General features: G+C 63.4%; 15 protein-coding genes. 9 read left to right on the top strand and 6 right to left on the bottom strand.

Annotated elements, in window-relative coordinates:
• Nucleotides 1-30: 30 nt before the first annotated feature.
• Nucleotides 31-1,524 carry an aldehyde dehydrogenase gene (locus tag PH586_RS11485; RefSeq protein ID WP_271347888.1) on the bottom strand — a complete coding sequence of 498 codons (1,494 nt, stop codon included), beginning with the start codon at nucleotides 1,522-1,524 and terminating at the stop codon, nucleotides 31-33.
• A gap of 231 nt (nucleotides 1,525-1,755) precedes the next feature.
• Here PH586_RS11485 and PH586_RS11480 point away from each other — a divergent pair, with 231 nt between their 5' ends.
• Together PH586_RS11480 and PH586_RS11475 are read left to right on the top strand one after the other, a co-directional pair.
• Nucleotides 1,756-3,093, top strand: a complete 1,338-nt coding sequence (locus tag PH586_RS11480) for an aspartate aminotransferase family protein (protein ID WP_271347887.1) — start codon at nucleotides 1,756-1,758, stop codon at nucleotides 3,091-3,093.
• Nucleotides 3,094-3,116: 23 nt separating this feature from the next.
• Nucleotides 3,117-3,482, top strand: coding sequence for a cupin domain-containing protein (locus PH586_RS11475; RefSeq protein WP_238040709.1), 366 nt, complete (start codon nucleotides 3,117-3,119; stop codon nucleotides 3,480-3,482).
• Nucleotides 3,483-3,690: 208 nt separating this feature from the next.
• On the opposite strand, the gene rpmG is transcribed toward PH586_RS11475, so the two are convergent.
• Both rpmG and rpmB read right to left on the bottom strand, forming a co-directional pair.
• Nucleotides 3,691-3,846: a 50S ribosomal protein L33 gene (rpmG, locus tag PH586_RS11470; protein WP_079203857.1), complete on the bottom strand. Its 156-nt coding sequence runs from the start codon at nucleotides 3,844-3,846 to the stop codon at nucleotides 3,691-3,693.
• A 10-nt stretch (nucleotides 3,847-3,856) separates the two neighbouring features.
• Entirely contained in the window at nucleotides 3,857-4,093 is a 237-nt protein-coding gene (gene rpmB / locus PH586_RS11465; protein WP_010489195.1) for a 50S ribosomal protein L28, read from the bottom strand.
• 361 nt (nucleotides 4,094-4,454) lie between these two features.
• Between rpmB and PH586_RS11460 the strand changes: the two genes are divergently transcribed.
• On the top strand, nucleotides 4,455-6,044 hold the full coding sequence (locus PH586_RS11460) for an ABC transporter substrate-binding protein (protein ID WP_271347886.1): 1,590 nt from the start codon (nucleotides 4,455-4,457) through the stop codon (nucleotides 6,042-6,044).
• A 24-nt stretch (nucleotides 6,045-6,068) separates the two neighbouring features.
• Here PH586_RS11460 and radC read toward each other — a convergent pair whose 3' ends face one another.
• Nucleotides 6,069-6,743 carry a RadC family protein gene (gene radC / locus PH586_RS11455; protein WP_271347885.1) on the bottom strand — a complete coding sequence of 225 codons (675 nt, stop codon included), beginning with the start codon at nucleotides 6,741-6,743 and terminating at the stop codon, nucleotides 6,069-6,071.
• A 240-nt stretch (nucleotides 6,744-6,983) separates the two neighbouring features.
• Here radC and coaBC point away from each other — a divergent pair, with 240 nt between their 5' ends.
• From coaBC to PH586_RS11430, 5 genes are all read left to right on the top strand, one after another.
• Nucleotides 6,984-8,192 carry a bifunctional phosphopantothenoylcysteine decarboxylase/phosphopantothenate--cysteine ligase CoaBC gene (coaBC, locus tag PH586_RS11450; protein ID WP_271347884.1) on the top strand — a complete coding sequence of 403 codons (1,209 nt, stop codon included), beginning with the start codon at nucleotides 6,984-6,986 and terminating at the stop codon, nucleotides 8,190-8,192.
• Nucleotides 8,193-8,222: 30 nt separating this feature from the next.
• Nucleotides 8,223-8,678 (top strand): dUTP diphosphatase, encoded by a 456-nt coding sequence (gene dut / locus PH586_RS11445; RefSeq protein ID WP_238040713.1) that lies wholly within the window; start codon nucleotides 8,223-8,225, stop codon nucleotides 8,676-8,678.
• 1,214 nt (nucleotides 8,679-9,892) lie between these two features.
• Nucleotides 9,893-11,287 (top strand): phosphomannomutase/phosphoglucomutase, encoded by a 1,395-nt coding sequence (algC, locus tag PH586_RS11440; protein ID WP_271347966.1) that lies wholly within the window; start codon nucleotides 9,893-9,895, stop codon nucleotides 11,285-11,287.
• Nucleotides 11,288-11,311: 24 nt separating this feature from the next.
• On the top strand, nucleotides 11,312-12,217 hold the full coding sequence (gene argB, locus PH586_RS11435; protein ID WP_238040714.1) for an acetylglutamate kinase: 906 nt from the start codon (nucleotides 11,312-11,314) through the stop codon (nucleotides 12,215-12,217).
• A gap of 188 nt (nucleotides 12,218-12,405) precedes the next feature.
• On the top strand, nucleotides 12,406-12,852 hold the full coding sequence (locus PH586_RS11430) for an acyl-CoA thioesterase (protein ID WP_271347883.1): 447 nt from the start codon (nucleotides 12,406-12,408) through the stop codon (nucleotides 12,850-12,852).
• A 32-nt stretch (nucleotides 12,853-12,884) separates the two neighbouring features.
• Here PH586_RS11430 and PH586_RS11425 read toward each other — a convergent pair whose 3' ends face one another.
• A complete protein-coding gene (locus PH586_RS11425; protein WP_271347882.1) occupies nucleotides 12,885-13,478 on the bottom strand; it encodes a DUF4124 domain-containing protein in 594 nt (197 codons plus the stop codon).
• Between the two features lie 25 nt (nucleotides 13,479-13,503).
• Complete coding sequence (gene pyrE, locus PH586_RS11420; protein WP_238040717.1) at nucleotides 13,504-14,145, bottom strand: orotate phosphoribosyltransferase; 642 nt, start codon at nucleotides 14,143-14,145, stop codon at nucleotides 13,504-13,506.
• A gap of 93 nt (nucleotides 14,146-14,238) precedes the next feature.
• Here pyrE and PH586_RS11415 point away from each other — a divergent pair, with 93 nt between their 5' ends.
• Entirely contained in the window at nucleotides 14,239-15,018 is a 780-nt protein-coding gene (locus PH586_RS11415) for an exodeoxyribonuclease III (protein ID WP_238040718.1), read from the top strand.
• Nucleotides 15,019-15,143: the final 125 nt, after the last annotated feature.

The following is a 15,143-nucleotide window of genomic DNA, read 5'->3' as shown; positions in this document are numbered from 1 at the left end:
GCCGACGACCAGGAGATCGTCCCGCTACCGTTACAGCTTGATCCAGGTGGCTTTGAGCTCGGTGTACTTGTCGAAGGCATGCAGCGACTTGTCGCGGCCGTTGCCGGACTGCTTGAAGCCGCCGAACGGCGCGGTCATATCGCCGCCGTCGTACTGGTTGACCCAGACGCTGCCGGCGCGCAGCGCCTTGGCAGTCAGGTGGGCCTTGGACAGGTTGCTGGTCCAGACTGCCGCCGCCAGACCATAGGGCGTGTCGTTGGCGATGGCCACGGCTTCTTCCGCCGAATCGAAACCGATCACCGACAGCACCGGACCGAAGATTTCCTCGCGGGCGATGCGCATGGCATTGTTCACGCCATCGAAGATGGTCGGCTCGACATAGGTCCCGCCGGTTTCTTCCATCACCCGCTTGCCGCCAGCCACCAGCTTGGCGCCCTCGTCGTGACCGGCCTGGATGTAGCTCAGCACATTGTTCATCTGGGTGGTGTCGACCAGTGCTCCGACATTGGTCGCCGGGTCCAACGGGTTGCCCGGCTTCCAGCTCTTGATCGCCGCGACCACCAGCGGCACGAACGCGTCCTTGATCGAGTTCTCCACCAGCAGGCGCGAGCCGGCGGTGCAGACTTCGCCCTGGTTGAAGGCGATAGCGCCGGCGGCGGCTTCGGCGGCGGCCTGCAGATCCGGGGCATCGGCGAAGACGATGTTCGGGCTCTTGCCGCCGGCCTCCAGCCAGACGCGCTTCATGTTCGATTCGCCGGCGTAGACCATCAGCTGCTTGGCGATCTTGGTCGAACCGGTGAACACCAGGGTATCGACGTCCATGTGCAGGGCCAGGGCCTTGCCCACGGTGTGACCGTAGCCCGGCAGCACGTTGAACACTCCGGCGGGGATGCCGGCCTCGATGGCCAGCTGGGCCAGGCGGATACCGGTCAGCGGCGATTTCTCGGAGGGCTTGAGGATCACCGAGTTGCCGGTGGACAGCGCCGGGCCGAGCTTCCAGCAGCTCATCAGCAGGGGGAAGTTCCACGGCACGATGGCCGCGACCACGCCAATCGGTTCACGGGTCACCAGGCCCAGCTGGTCATGCGCGGTGGCGGCCACTTCGTCGTAAATCTTGTCGATCGCCTCGCCGCTCCAGCGGATCGAATTGGCCGCACTGGAGACGTCGATACCCAGGGCGTCGCTGATCGGCTTGCCCATGTCGAGGGTTTCCAGCAGCGCCAACTCTTCGCCGTGCTGATCGATCAGCTCGGCGAAACGGATCATCACCCGCTTGCGCTGCGCCGGCGCCAGGCGTGACCAGACGCCGGAATTGAAGGTACTGCGGGCGTCCTGTACCGCCAGTTCGGCATCGGCCAGGTCACAACTGGCGACCTCTACCAGCATGCGCCCATCCACCGGACTGATGCACTCGAAGGTCGCGCCGGAGACTGCCGCGCGGTATTCACCGTGAATAAAGGCACGGCCTTCGATTTTCAGGGTATTGGCGCGCTGTTCCCAGTCGTCGCGAGTCAGGCTAGTCATTCGAGCATCCTCTATCAGTAAAAAGTGCCGCGGAGTCGGCGCGCGCACTGTCAATAATTCTGCAAGGCCGCTAAGGGCCAAATCCTGCTGGCAACACTAAACCAGAGGGCTGCACCTTTTCAATATTTTTTACAAAGAGCGATAAACCCCCTTGTCATGTTCGTTTTATTAAACATAGACTGCGCGAAATCACCCCCTGCCCCCCTTTCCTCGCGCGTCCGGATGGCCAGCATGACAACCGACAACAGCTCTCAACCGAACAGAAAAACCAACAGTCTTGACGATTTCTGGATGCCGTTCACCGCCAATCGTCAATTCAAGGCCAAGCCGCGCCTGCTCGACAGCGCCGAAGGCATGTATTTCACCAGCGACGACGGCCGTAAGATATTAGACGGCACCGCCGGGCTTTGGTGCTGCAATGCCGGCCACGGCCGCCGGGAAATCACCGAGGCGGTGAGCAAGCAGATTGCCAAACTGGATTTTGCCCCGACTTTCCAGATGGGTCATCCGTTGCCCTTCGAGCTGGCCAGCCGCCTGGCCGAGATCGCCCCGACCGGCCTGAACAAGGTGTTCTTCACCAACTCCGGCTCGGAATCGGCCGACACCGCCCTGAAGATCGCCCTGGCCTACCAGCGCGCCATCGGCCAGGGCACTCGCACCCGCCTGATCGGCCGCGAGCTGGGCTATCACGGGGTCGGCTTCGGCGGCATCTCGGTCGGCGGCATGGTCAATAACCGCCGCGCCTTCCCCCTGCAACTGCCCGGCGTCGACCACCTGCCACACACCCTGGACATCGCCCGCAACGCCTTCAGCCGCGGCCTGCCGGAGTTCGGCATCGACAAGGCCGACGAACTGGAGCGCCTGGTGACCCTGCACGGCGCCGAGAACATCGCCGCGGTCATCGTCGAGCCGATGTCCGGCTCGGCCGGCGTGGTGCTGCCGCCGGTGGGCTACCTGCAGCGCCTGCGCGAGATCACCCGCAAGCACGGCATCCTGCTGATCTTCGACGAGGTCATCACCGGTTTCGGTCGCGTCGGCCAGGCCTTCGCCGCGCAGCGCTGGGGCGTCACCCCGGACATCATCACCACCGCCAAGGGCCTGACCAACGGCGCTATCCCGATGGGTGCGGTCTTGGTCGACGAGAAGGTCCATGACGCCTTCATGCAAGGCCCGGACGGCATCGAACTGTTCCACGGCTACACCTATTCCGGCCACCCGGTCGCCTGCGCCGCGGCCCTGGCGACCCTGGACATCTATCAACGCGACCGGCTGTTCGACCGCACGATCGAGCTGGAAGGCTACTGGCAGGACGCCCTGCACAGCCTGCGCGACCTGCCCAACGTCATCGACATCCGCGCCATCGGCCTGGTCGGCGGCGTGCAACTGGCGCCCAGCGACCAAGGCCCAGGCAAACGCGGCTACCAGGTGTTCGAGCAGTGCTTCTATAACGACCTGATGGTGCGGGTAACCGGCGATACCCTGGCCATGTCGCCCCCGCTGATCGTGGAAAAAGCGCAGATTGATACCCTGGTGGAAAAACTCGCCGATTCGATCCGCCAAGCCAGCTAACCGCCCCGACCCGGAACCCCACCATGACTATCGAACAGATCCTCGACTTCGCCCAGGCCAGCACCGCCGCCGAGCACTACCGCCCGGCACCGGAAAAAATCCTCAAGGGCGACCCCGAGCAAAGCGTGCGCAACCACTATGGCAGCCCGTGCGGCCAGTTCAACGCCGGCATCTGGGAAGGTGCGGTCGGCCAGTGGACGGTCAACTACAGCGAGCACGAATACTGCGAAATCCTCCAGGGCGTGTCCGTGCTGCGCGATCAGGACGGCAATGCCAAGACCGTGCGCGCCGGCGACCGCTTCGTCATCCCGGCCGGCTTCTCCGGCACCTGGGAAGTGCTGGAGGCCTGCCGCAAGGTCTACGTGATCTTCGAACCGGCAGCGCACTGACCGGCTCTCTATTCATGCGTCACCCTTTAGCCCGCCTCGTGCGGGCTTTTTTTTGCACGGCAGATTGCCGATGCTGGAGAAACCGCTGCATGCCACAGCCACTGACTTGCTCGACGGCTTGGCCACAGACAGCCCGGCTGCCGGGTTAAATCGCGCCCATGAAAAAGCCCGCCATGAGGCGGGCTTTTTCGACAAGAGCCGGGATCAATTACTTGATCTTGGCTTCCTTGTAGTTCACGTGCTTACGTACAACCGGATCGAATTTTTTAATTTCGAGCTTGTCCGGGGTGGTGCGTTTGTTCTTGTCGGTGGTGTAGAAATGGCCGGTACCGGCACTGGACACCAAACGGATCAGTTCGCGCATGACTTACTCCTTAAACCTTTTCGCCGCGAGCACGCAGCTCGGACAGAACGACGTCAATACCACGCTTGTCGATGCAACGCATGCCTTTGGCAGAGACGCGCAGACGCACGAAACGGTTCTCAGACTCGACCCAAAAGCGGTGATGCTGAAGGTTCGGCAGGAAACGACGACGGGTTTTGTTGTGTGCGTGGGAAACGTTGTTCCCGGTTACCGGACCCTTACCGGTAACTTGACAGACTCTCGACATGCCTCAGCCCTCTAAAACCACATGCCCAACCCGGCATGGGTTGGCCGCTTAACTTGAATGTCATTGGCGCTCAGCGCCGCGTTTCTCGAGGGTCTTACCGGCTACACCTGAAAGTGCAAGCACCGGGCCCCTACAAAAGAGCGCTGCTTTATACCAGAAAGCCCAGAGCGCAACAAGGATAAACGCACTTTAGCGAGACTGTCGCATGCCGCCAAATACCACTAGCAGGCCAGCGGCGCAGGCCGTACCCGCAGCCTACCACTCGTCGACAAGCCCGCTGTTCTGCCAGCGCTTTATGGTCTAGGGTAAACCCCTTGCCGGCGCGCCGACGGGCGCGCACCGCATTATCAAGGAGTTTGACATGCGCCTCGCCACCCCAACGCTGCTATTGACCGGCCTGCTGAGCCCGCTATTGGTCCAGGCTACCACTCTCAGTGTGTGCACCGAAGCCAGCCCGGATGGCTTCGACGTGGTGCAATACAACTCGCTGACCACCACCAACGCCTCGGCCGATGTCTTGATGAACCGCCTGGTGGAATTCGATGCCGACAGCGGCCAACTGCTGCCGAGCCTGGCGCAAAGCTGGCAAGTCAGCAAGGACGGCCTGAGCTACAGCTTTGTCTTGCGCGAGGATGTCGCCTTCCACGAAACCGACTACTTCAGCCCCAGCCGCCCGCTGACCGCCGATGACGTGCTGTTCAGCTTCCAGCGCATGCTCGACCCGGCCCACCCCTGGCACAAGGTTGCGCCTGGTGGCTACCCGCACGCCCAGTCGATGCAATTGCCCAGCCTGATCAACAGCATCGACAAGCTCGGCGAGCACAGCCTGCGCTTTACCCTGAGTCGCCCCGACGCCACCTTCCTCGCCACCCTCAGCATGGGCTTCGCCTCGATCTATTCCGCCGAATACGCCGACCAGTTGCTCGCAGCCGGCACCCCGGAGCGGCTCAACAGCCAGCCAATCGGCAGCGGCCCCTTCGTCTTCAAGCGCTTCCAGAAAGACGCCGCGGTGCGCTATGTCGCCAACCCCGAGTACTTTGCCGGCACGCCTGCGGTAGACAGCCTGGTGTTCGCCATCACCCCGGACGCCAATGTGCGCCTGCAGAAGCTGCGTCGTGGCGAATGCCATATCGCCCTCTCGCCCAAGCCGCAGGACGTGCAAGCCAGCGCCGCCGATGCTGAACTGAAGAGCGTGCACACCGCCGCCTTCATGACCGCCTTCGTCGGCATCAACAGCCAGCACCCACCCCTGGATAAAACCGCCGTGCGCCAGGCGATCAACCTGGCCTTCGACAAGAGCAGCTACTTGCAAGCGGTGTTCGAGAACAGCGCCGAGGCGGCCAACGGCCCCTATCCGCCCAACACCTGGAGCTATGCCGCAGAGTTGCCCGGTTATGCCCATGACCCGGACAAAGCCCGCGCCCTGCTGGCCGAGGCAGACCTGCCCGACGGCTTCAAGACCACCATCTGGACCCGCCCCAGCGGCAGCCTGCTCAACCCCAACCCGAGTCAGGGCGCGCAGATGTTGCAGGCCGACCTGGCCAAGGTCGGCATCCAGGCCGAGATCCGCGTGATCGAATGGGGCGAGTTGATCCGCCGCGCCAAGGCCGGCGAACACGACCTGCTGTTCATGGGCTGGGCCGGCGACAATGGCGACCCGGACAACTTCCTCACCCCGCAGTTCGCCTGCGCCTCGCTCGAGTCGGGACTGAACTTCGCCCGCTACTGCGACCCGCACCTGGACAAGTTGATCGCCGCGGGCAAAACCACCAGCGACCAGGCGCAGCGCAGCCAGCTCTATAAGGAGGCGCAGCGGATCATCCAGCAGCAGGCGCTGTGGCTGCCCCTGGCCCACCCGACTGCCTATGCCCTGGTCCGCAAGGAAGTCGAGGGTTATCAGGTCAGCCCCTTCGGCCGCCAGGATTTTTCCAAGGTGCGCCTGGTGCCCTGACAGCCACCATGATGGAGCCCCCCGCTACAACCAGCCGTACTCGGCCATCGACAGCGGCTCGCCGTCGCCGACGATGAAGTGATCGAGCACCCGCACATCGACCAGCTCCAGCGCGTCCTTCAGGCGCCTGGTCAGCACCCGGTCCGCCTGACTCGGCTCGGCCACGCCAGAGGGATGGTTATGGGTCAGGATCAGCGCCGCGGCGTTATGCGCCAGCGCACGCTTGACCACCTGGCGGGGATAGACACTGGCGCTGTCGATGGAGCCGTGGAAGAGCGCCTCGAAGGCCAGCACCCGATGCTTGGCATCGAGAAACAGGCAACCGAATACCTCGTGCGGCTCATGCCGCAGCAGGGCCTTGAGGTAGTCGCGCACCGCCTGCGGACTCTCCAGCGCCGAATCACGTCGCAACTGCTCGGCCAGGTGCCGGCGGGCCATCTCCAGCACCGCCTGCAACTGGGCGAACTTGGCCGGACCGAGCCCCAGACGCTGGCTGAAAGACGGTAAATCCGCCTGCAGCAACGCGCGCAGCCCGCCGAAATCGCCAAGCAGATGGCGCGCCAGGTCCACCGCGCTCTGCCCGGCCACCCCGGTACGCAGGAAGATCGCCAGCAATTCGGCGTCGGTGAGGGTAGCGGCCCCCTGGGCCAGAAGTTTCTCCCGCGGGCGTTCCGCCGCAGGCCAATCACGAATGCTCATAGCACCTCCCTGTCGAGCCCTGAGCCTGCCAGCCCTGAAACGGCCCTGCGGCCTTGATCTGGCAAGCTCCCAGCGCCGCTTTTCCGCTGCGGCTGCTGTGCTATCTTAGCCCATCTTTTTGGACGGCGACCGGCTTGGCGGTCGGTCGGACTTGGGACTCTGTCCTACTGCAAAAGCCCAACGGTCTGCCTGGCAGGCGTCACCGTCGCGGCGTACATCCACCCCATACAAGGCAGGCCTATGCAGCGGCTATATCGAAAACGCATCGTTCTCGGCGTGGGTGGCGGCATTGCCGCCTACAAGAGCGCAGAGCTGGTTCGCCGCCTGCGTGATCAGGGCGCCGAGGTGCATGTGGTCATGACCCGCGGCGGTCGCGAATTCATCACGCCCTTGACCTTGCAAGCCCTGTCCGGCCACCCGGTCCACCTGGATCTGCTCGATCCCGCCGCCGAAGCCGCCATGGGCCATATCGAACTGGCGCGCTGGGCCGACCTGGTACTGATCGCCCCGGCCACCGCCGACCTGATGGCGCGCCTGGCCCAGGGTGTCGCCGACGACCTGCTGACCACCCTGGTGCTGGCCACCGACGCCCCGGTAGCCCTGGCGCCGGCGATGAATCAGGCGATGTGGCGCGACCCGGCCACCCAGACCAACGCGCAGCAGCTCCGCGAGCGCGGCTTGCGCCTGTTTGGCCCGGCGGCAGGTAGCCAGGCCTGCGGCGACGTCGGCCTTGGCCGCATGCTCGAAGCCGATGATCTGGTGCAATGCGCCGCCGACTGCTTCCAGAACCAGGCACTGACCGGCAAGCACGTGCTGATCACCGCGGGGCCGACCCAGGAAAACATCGACCCGGTGCGTTACATCACCAATCACAGCTCCGGCAAGATGGGTTTCGCCCTCGCCGAGGCCGCCGCCGAAGCCGGTGCCCGAGTCACCCTGATCAGCGGCCCGGTGCACCTGCCGACCCCGGACCGGGTCAGCCGCATCGACGTGGTCAGCGCCCGCGACATGCTCGCCGCCTGCGAAGCCGCCATGCCCTGCGATCTGCTGATCGCCGCGGCCGCCGTCGCCGACTACCGCCCGGAAGTGGTCGCCCAGCACAAATTGAAGAAAGACCCTACCAGCGGCGACGGTTTGCTCCTGCAAATGGTGCGCAACCCGGATATCCTCGCCACCCTGGCGGGACGCGTCGACCGCCCCTTCAGCGTCGGCTTCGCGGCCGAAACCGAGAACCTGCTGGGCTATGCCTCGCGCAAGCTGCAGGACAAGAACCTCGACCTGATCGTCGCCAACGACGTGGCCAACCCAAGCATCGGCTTCAACAGCGAGGAAAACGCCATCACCATCATCGATCGCGACCTCCAGCAAAGCAGCTTCGCGCAAACCAGCAAAGGCAAGATCGCCCGCCAACTGGTGGACTTTATCGCCGACCGCTTGCACCGCGCCTGATGCACTCATTCACCGACCGCAGAGCCTGACATGCACGCTTTACAAGCCAAAATCCTCGACCCGCGCCTGGGCAGTGAATTTCCCTTGCCGCAGTACGCCACGCCCGGCTCCGCCGGCCTCGACCTGCGCGCCATGCTCAAGCAGGAGCTGATCCTGGAGCCCGGGCAAACCGTGCTGATTCCTACTGGCCTGTCGATCTATATCGGCGACCCCGGCCTGGCGGCGCTGATCCTGCCGCGCTCGGGCCTTGGCCATAAGCACGGCATCGTCCTGGGCAATCTGGTCGGCCTGATCGACTCCGACTACCAAGGCGAGCTGATGGTGTCCTGCTGGAACCGCGGGCAAAGCGCGTTCAGCATGGCCATCGGCGAGCGCATCGCCCAGCTGATCCTGGTGCCGGTGGTGCAGGCACACTTCGAGCTGGTCGATGAGTTTGATCAGAGCCAGCGCGGCAGCGGTGGCTTTGGCCATTCCGGCAGTCACTGAATGACAACCCCTTTCAGGATGAACCGCCAAGGAGACGTTCGATGAAACGCTTCAAGCGCACCGCCAAGGACGCCAGTAGCTCGGCTGGGCAGCCGCCAGGCACTGGCAAACAGGCCGCAAACGCCCTGCTCCCGGGCCTGCCGGCCGTTATCGGCGGCGTGACTCTAGCTGCCGCGCTACTCTGGTTCGGCCTGTTCAACAGCCTGCAGCAACAGCAACAGCAGCAACTTGTCCAGGCCTGGGGAGGCGCGCAGGCCGCGACGTTGCAACAGGCATTGCGCCAGCTGACCGCCGACACCAGCGCCGCGGCGCGCAATCCCGAACTGTTACAAGCGCTGCAAAGCAAGGACAGCCAGCAGGTGCGGGCGGCCGAACGCAATCTGCGCTACTGGGATGGCGTGATCGATGCGCACCTCAATGCGCGCGGCGAAGCCGTGCAGGACATGGGCCGGGAAGCCCCGATGAACTTTGCCGCGCTGGACATGCTGCGCCGCGTGGAAAACGGCCAGACGCCTGCGGCCGAGGCCTACAAGATCGGCCAGCGCTGGCTGGTCTACAGCGCAGCGCCACTGCGCCAGAATGAAGATCAACCGGCACAGGGCACCCTGCTGCTGGCCGTCGAGTTGAACCGCCTGCTGGCCAATTTGCCGCCGCTACCGGCAGGCGTCGGCCAACTGCAACTGATTCAGCAATTCGGCAACACCACCGGCCAACTGCTGACCCAACGCGGCCAAGCTCAGGGCGAGATGCAACACCTCGATAGCGGCAATCCGAACTGGCAGCTGAGCTTCACGCCAGGGCCGAGCCTGAGCGCTTCGGCCTTCTCAGCCACAGTGCCTGGCCTGGCGACTCTGTTGGCACTGGCCGGCGCCCTGCTTGGCCTCTACCTGGTGTATCGCGGCCAGCAACGTCGCCTGCACAAAGATGCGCTGCAGCTTGAGAAGCTGATTAAAGAACTCTCCGCCGGCAAGGCCGTCAAAGCTTTCAGCCCGAGCCTGCCAGCGCTCGACAATCTGGTACAGACCCTGGCTCGCCTGTCGCGCCAAACCGGCAAATCTGTGGAAAACCATCACAGCGCCGGCAGCGCCTCGCCCGCAGCGGAACCCAGCCAGCCGGCCGGACTGATCGATCCGCTGTTTCAAGACACCGATATCCTCGATATCGACATTCTCGACGAAGACCAGGATCTCCTGGGACTGGAGCAACCCTCCGGCATGAATTCGCACAATTCACCACCCCAAGTGCCCGCCGACATCTTTCGCGCCTACGATATTCGCGGCGTGGTCGGCAGCAGCCTGACCGCGCATACCGCCTACTGGATCGGCCGCGCGATCGGCTCGCAGAGCCTGGCGCAGGGCGAACCGAATATTGCGGTGGGCCGCGACGGCCGCCTGTCAGGCCCGGAGCTGGTCCAGCAACTGATTCAGGGCCTGCTCGACTGTGGCTGCAACGTCAGCGATGTCGGCATGGTGCCAACTCCGGTGGTCTACTACGCTGGGCACATCCTTGCGGGCAAATCCGCAGTGATGCTCACCGGCAGCCACAATCCACCGGATTACAACGGCTTCAAGGTGGTCATCGCCGGCGATACCCTGGCCAATGAACAGATTCAGGCCCTCAAGACCCGCATCGATACCAACGATCTGGTCAGCGGCGTCGGCACGGTCGAGCAGGTCGATGTGCTGGAGCGCTATTTCAACCAAATCCGTGACGATATCGCCACGGCCAAACCGATGAAGGTGGTGGTCGACTGCGGCAACGGCGCCGCCGGGGTAATCGCCCCGCAGCTGATCGAAGCCCTGGGCTGCACCGTGATCCCGCTGTTCTGCGATGTTGACGGCAGCTTCCCCAACCACCACCCGGATCCGGGCAAGCCGGAAAACCTGGTCGACCTGATCGCCAAGGTCAAGGAAGAGCAGGCCGACCTCGGCCTGGCGTTCGACGGTGACGGCGACCGGGTCGGCGTGGTGACCAACAAAGGCACCATCATCTACCCAGATCGCCTGCTGATGCTGTTCGCCAAGGACGTGGTGTCGCGCAATCCCGGCGCCGACATCATCTTCGACGTCAAGTGCACCCGCCGCCTGACCCCGCTGATCAGCGGCTACGGCGGGCGGCCGGTGATGTGGAAAACCGGCCACTCGCTGATCAAGAAGAAAATGAAGGAAACCGGCGCCCTGCTGGCCGGCGAAATGAGCGGCCATATATTCTTCAAGGAGCGCTGGTTCGGCTTCGATGACGGCATCTACAGCGCCGCCCGCCTGCTGGAGATCCTCAGCCAGGACAAGCGCGATGCCGAACAGGTGTTCGCCTCCTTCCCCTGCGATATTGCCACCCCGGAAATCAATATCCTGGTTACCGAGCAGAGCAAATTCAGCATCATCGACAGCCTGCAGCGCGACGGCCACTGGGGCGAGGCCAACCTCACCACCCTGGACGGCGTGCGCGTCGACTACCCTAAGGGCTGGGGCCTGGTACGTGCCTCCAACACCACGCCGATGCTGGTGCTGCGCTTCGAGGCCGATACCGAGGAAGAGCTCGAACGCATCAAGGAAGTATTCCGCGCGCAACTGTACAGCGCCGCACCCGATATCACTTTGCCGTTTTGATTGAGATTAGCCATGGAGTCCCGCATGACCCTCGAACGTGATGCCGCCAGTAACGTCGCCAAAGTTCTGTCCGAAGCGCTACCGTATATCCGCCGGTTCGTCGGCAAGACCCTGGTGGTCAAATACGGTGGCAACGCCATGGAAAGCGATGAACTGAAAACCAACTTCGCCCGCGACATCGTGCTGATGAAGGCGGTCGGCATAAACCCGGTGGTGGTGCATGGTGGCGGTCCGCAGATCGGCGACCTGCTCAAGCGCCTGTCGATCGAGAGCCACTTCATCGACGGCATGCGCGTGACCGATGCACAAACCATGGACGTGGTGGAAATGGTTCTCGGCGGCCAGGTCAACAAGGACATTGTCAACCTGATCAACCGCCACGGCGGCAGCGCCATCGGCCTGACCGGCAAAGATGCCGAACTGATCCGCGCCAAGAAACTCACCGTAACCCGCAAGACCCCGGAGATGACCACCCCGGAAATCATCGACATCGGCCACGTCGGCGAAGTCATCGGGGTCAATACCGACCTGCTCAACATGCTGGTCAAGGGTGACTTTATCCCGGTCATCGCGCCGATCGGCGTCGGCTCTGAAGGAGAGTCCTACAACATCAACGCCGACTTGGTCGCCGGCAAGGTGGCCGAGGCCTTGAAGGCCGAGAAACTGATCCTGTTGACCAACATCGCTGGCCTGCTCGACAAGCAGGGCGAGGTGCTCACCGGCCTGACCACCGAACAGGTCGATGGCCTGATCGCCGACGGCACCATCTACGGCGGCATGCTGCCAAAGATCCGCTGCGCTTTAGAAGCGGTTCAGGGGGGCGTGACCAGCGCGCACATCATCGACGGCCGGGTGCCCAACGCAGTGCTGCTGGAAATCTTCACCGACAGCGGGGTCGGTACCCAGATCTGCAACCGCAAGCGCCAGTGAAACCGACTAGCCGCAGATCAGCCCGACAGCCTCGGGCTGATTTGCCCCTTGCATAAGCCGCCCGTCCCATAACAGCGAGTTGCACCGGTTGACTGGTGCAGCGCCTTGAACAAGCCCGCCAGTCACTTGCTATGCTGCGGCTGCACAGCGCAGCTCCACCGACCTCAACAACAGAGCGAAGTCTCGCCATGACTGCCGCGCCGCGCCGTGACAGCTTCCGCTTCTTCCACCCGCTACGGGTGCGCTGGGCCGAAGTCGACCCCCAAAGCATCGTGTTCAACGGCCACTATCTGACCTACGCCGATGTCGCCATCAATGAATACTTTCGCACCCTGGGCATCGCCTACCCGGCCGACCTGAGCCGCGACGGCAGCGACTTCTTCGCGATCAAGACGGTACTCGAGTATCTGGCGCCAGCACGCTTCGACGATCTGCTGGAGATTGGCGTGCGCGTGGGCCGCCTGGGGCGCTCCAGCCTGAGTTTCACCCTGGGCATCTGGCGCGACGACGAAGCGCTGACTGCAGGTGAAGTGATCTACGTGCACGCCGACGCCAGCAGCCGTAGCAGTCGGGCCCTACCGCAGTGGTTGCGCGACAAAGTGCGCGGCTATGAACACTGCGCTCCTCAGGATTAACAGCTGCAGGCCGATTGAGGCGTGAGCGTCAGCTAGCGTTGCTGGCCCAGCAGCTCGCCGAGACGCTGGCTATCGGCCGCGAAGCTGGCCTGCGCCTGTTTGCGTGCGTCCAGGTAGCGGGCAATTTCCTTGTACTGACGCAGCTGTTCATCTTTCTGGTTGCCGATCTGCACCAGCAGCTGCTCCGGCACTTTACGCCCGGCACGCTCATGCTCCGCCGCCTGGCTCTGCAAGTTGTCCTGCTGCAGACGCGCCGACTGCAAATTGCTGCGTGCGACGCCGATCAAGCCGTCCAGCTCGGCCAGCTTGCGATCGCGAGCACGGTCGATGTCCTCGGGCGTGCTGTACAGGCGCAGCAGCTGGGCATCGGATTTGGCGCGGGCCTTGTCGGCCAGCAAACGCTGCATTTCCTCGGCGCTCGGGGCCGGCGGGATGACCTTGATCACCCGCCCCTGATCATTGAGCACCTCATAGCCCTTGCCGATGAACTCCGGCGGCACGCCCTGACGACCGAGCACGGTAACGCCCTGATCATCGGTATAGCGATACAACTCGGTGGCACCCGCGACCATCGGCAGCAGCAAACCGAACAACAGCGAACAGCGAAGCAGAGCCGGTTTGCGCATCGAGGCAGCACCCTAAGTCGAGGAGTTAGATTCCATATTCGGCGCGATAGGCTTGCACCGCCGGCAGATACTGCTTGAGTTCGGCATCGTCTGCCAGGTATTCCAGCACCAGCTCCAGCGACACGATGCTCACCACCGGCATGCCGAAATCGCGCTCGACCTCCTGGATCGCCGACAACTCGCCCTGGCCACGTTCCTGACGATTCAAGGCAATCAGCACCCCCGCGGCTTGCGCGCCCTGGGCCTGGATGATCTGCATCACCTCGCGAATCGCGGTGCCGGCGGTGATCACGTCGTCGACGATCAGCACCTTACCGGCCAGCGGTGCACCAACCAGGGTGCCACCTTCGCCGTGATCCTTGGCCTCTTTGCGATTGAAGCACCAGGGCACATCGCGCTGATGATGCTCGGCCAGGGCCACCGCTGTGGTCGCTGCCAGCGGGATGCCCTTGTAGGCCGGGCCGAACAGCACATCGAAGGCGATCCCGCTGTCGACCACGGCGGCGGCGTAAAACCGCCCCAGCCGGGCCAGCGCCAGACCGCTGTCGAACAGCCCGGCATTGAAGAAATACGGGCTGGTACGCCCCGACTTGAGGGTGAACTGACCAAAGCGCAGAACCCCACGCTCAATGGCAAAACGAATGAAATCGCGCTGGTACGCTTGCATGTAAAGTCCCGGACGGCACGGATTTAGCTAGGAATTTAGCTTATTGGAGACGAGCTCGGGTATCATACACGCACGTGTTTTTAGGGGCCATTTATGCGGATCATCAGTGTGAACGTGAATGGTATTCATGCTGCAGTCGAGCGCGGTTTGCTCAGTTGGCTGCAAGCACAGAATGCCGACGTCATCTGCCTGCAGGACACCCGCGCCTCCGCCTTTGAGCTGGACGACCAAGCCCTCCAACTGGATGGCTATTTCCTCTATGCCTGCGATGCCGAAGTGCCCAGCCAAGGTGGCGTGGCACTGTATTCGCGGTTGCAGCCCAAGGCGGTAATCAGCGGCCTCGGCTTTGAAATGGCCGATCGCTATGGGCGCTACCTGCAGGCCGATTTCGACAAGGTAAGTATCGCCACCTTGCTGCTGCCATCCGGGCAGGACGGCGACGAGAGCTTGAATCAGAAATTCAAGTTCATGGACGACTTCACCCATTACCTGGACAAGCAACGGCGCAAGCGCCGCGAGTACATCTATTGCGGCTCGCTGCATGTGGCGCACCAGAAGCTCGACGTGAAGAACTGGCGTGACTGCCAGCAATCACCGGGCTTCCTCGCCCCCGAGCGGGCCTGGCTGGACGAAGTGATCGGCAGCATGGGCTATGTCGATGCCCTGCGCGAAGTCAGCCGCGAAGGCGACCAGTTCAGCTGGTGGCCGGACAGCGAGCAGGCCGAGATGCTCAACCTGGGCTATCGCTTCGACTATCAACTGCTCACTCCGGGCATGCGCCGCAGCGTGCGTTCGGCGCGCCTGCCGCGCCAGCCGCGCTTCTCCCAGCATGCGCCGCTGATCGTCGATTACGACTGGATTCTCAGTGTCTAGGCTCATCTGCAGCGACAAAAAAAGCCGGCATCGCGCCGGCTTTTTTGCATCCCTGGTCTTGATCCCGGTGACCTCGGCCAGCCCCAGCGACGGGAGCCGCCACGCAGGGGGTAACCCATCGAAGC

Origin of the sequence: Pseudomonas aestuarii, assembly GCF_027988105.1 — a bacterium.
GTDB classification, from domain to species: domain Bacteria; phylum Pseudomonadota; class Gammaproteobacteria; order Pseudomonadales; family Pseudomonadaceae; genus Aquipseudomonas; species Aquipseudomonas aestuarii.
This window is presented reverse-complemented; position numbering and strand designations above follow the sequence as displayed.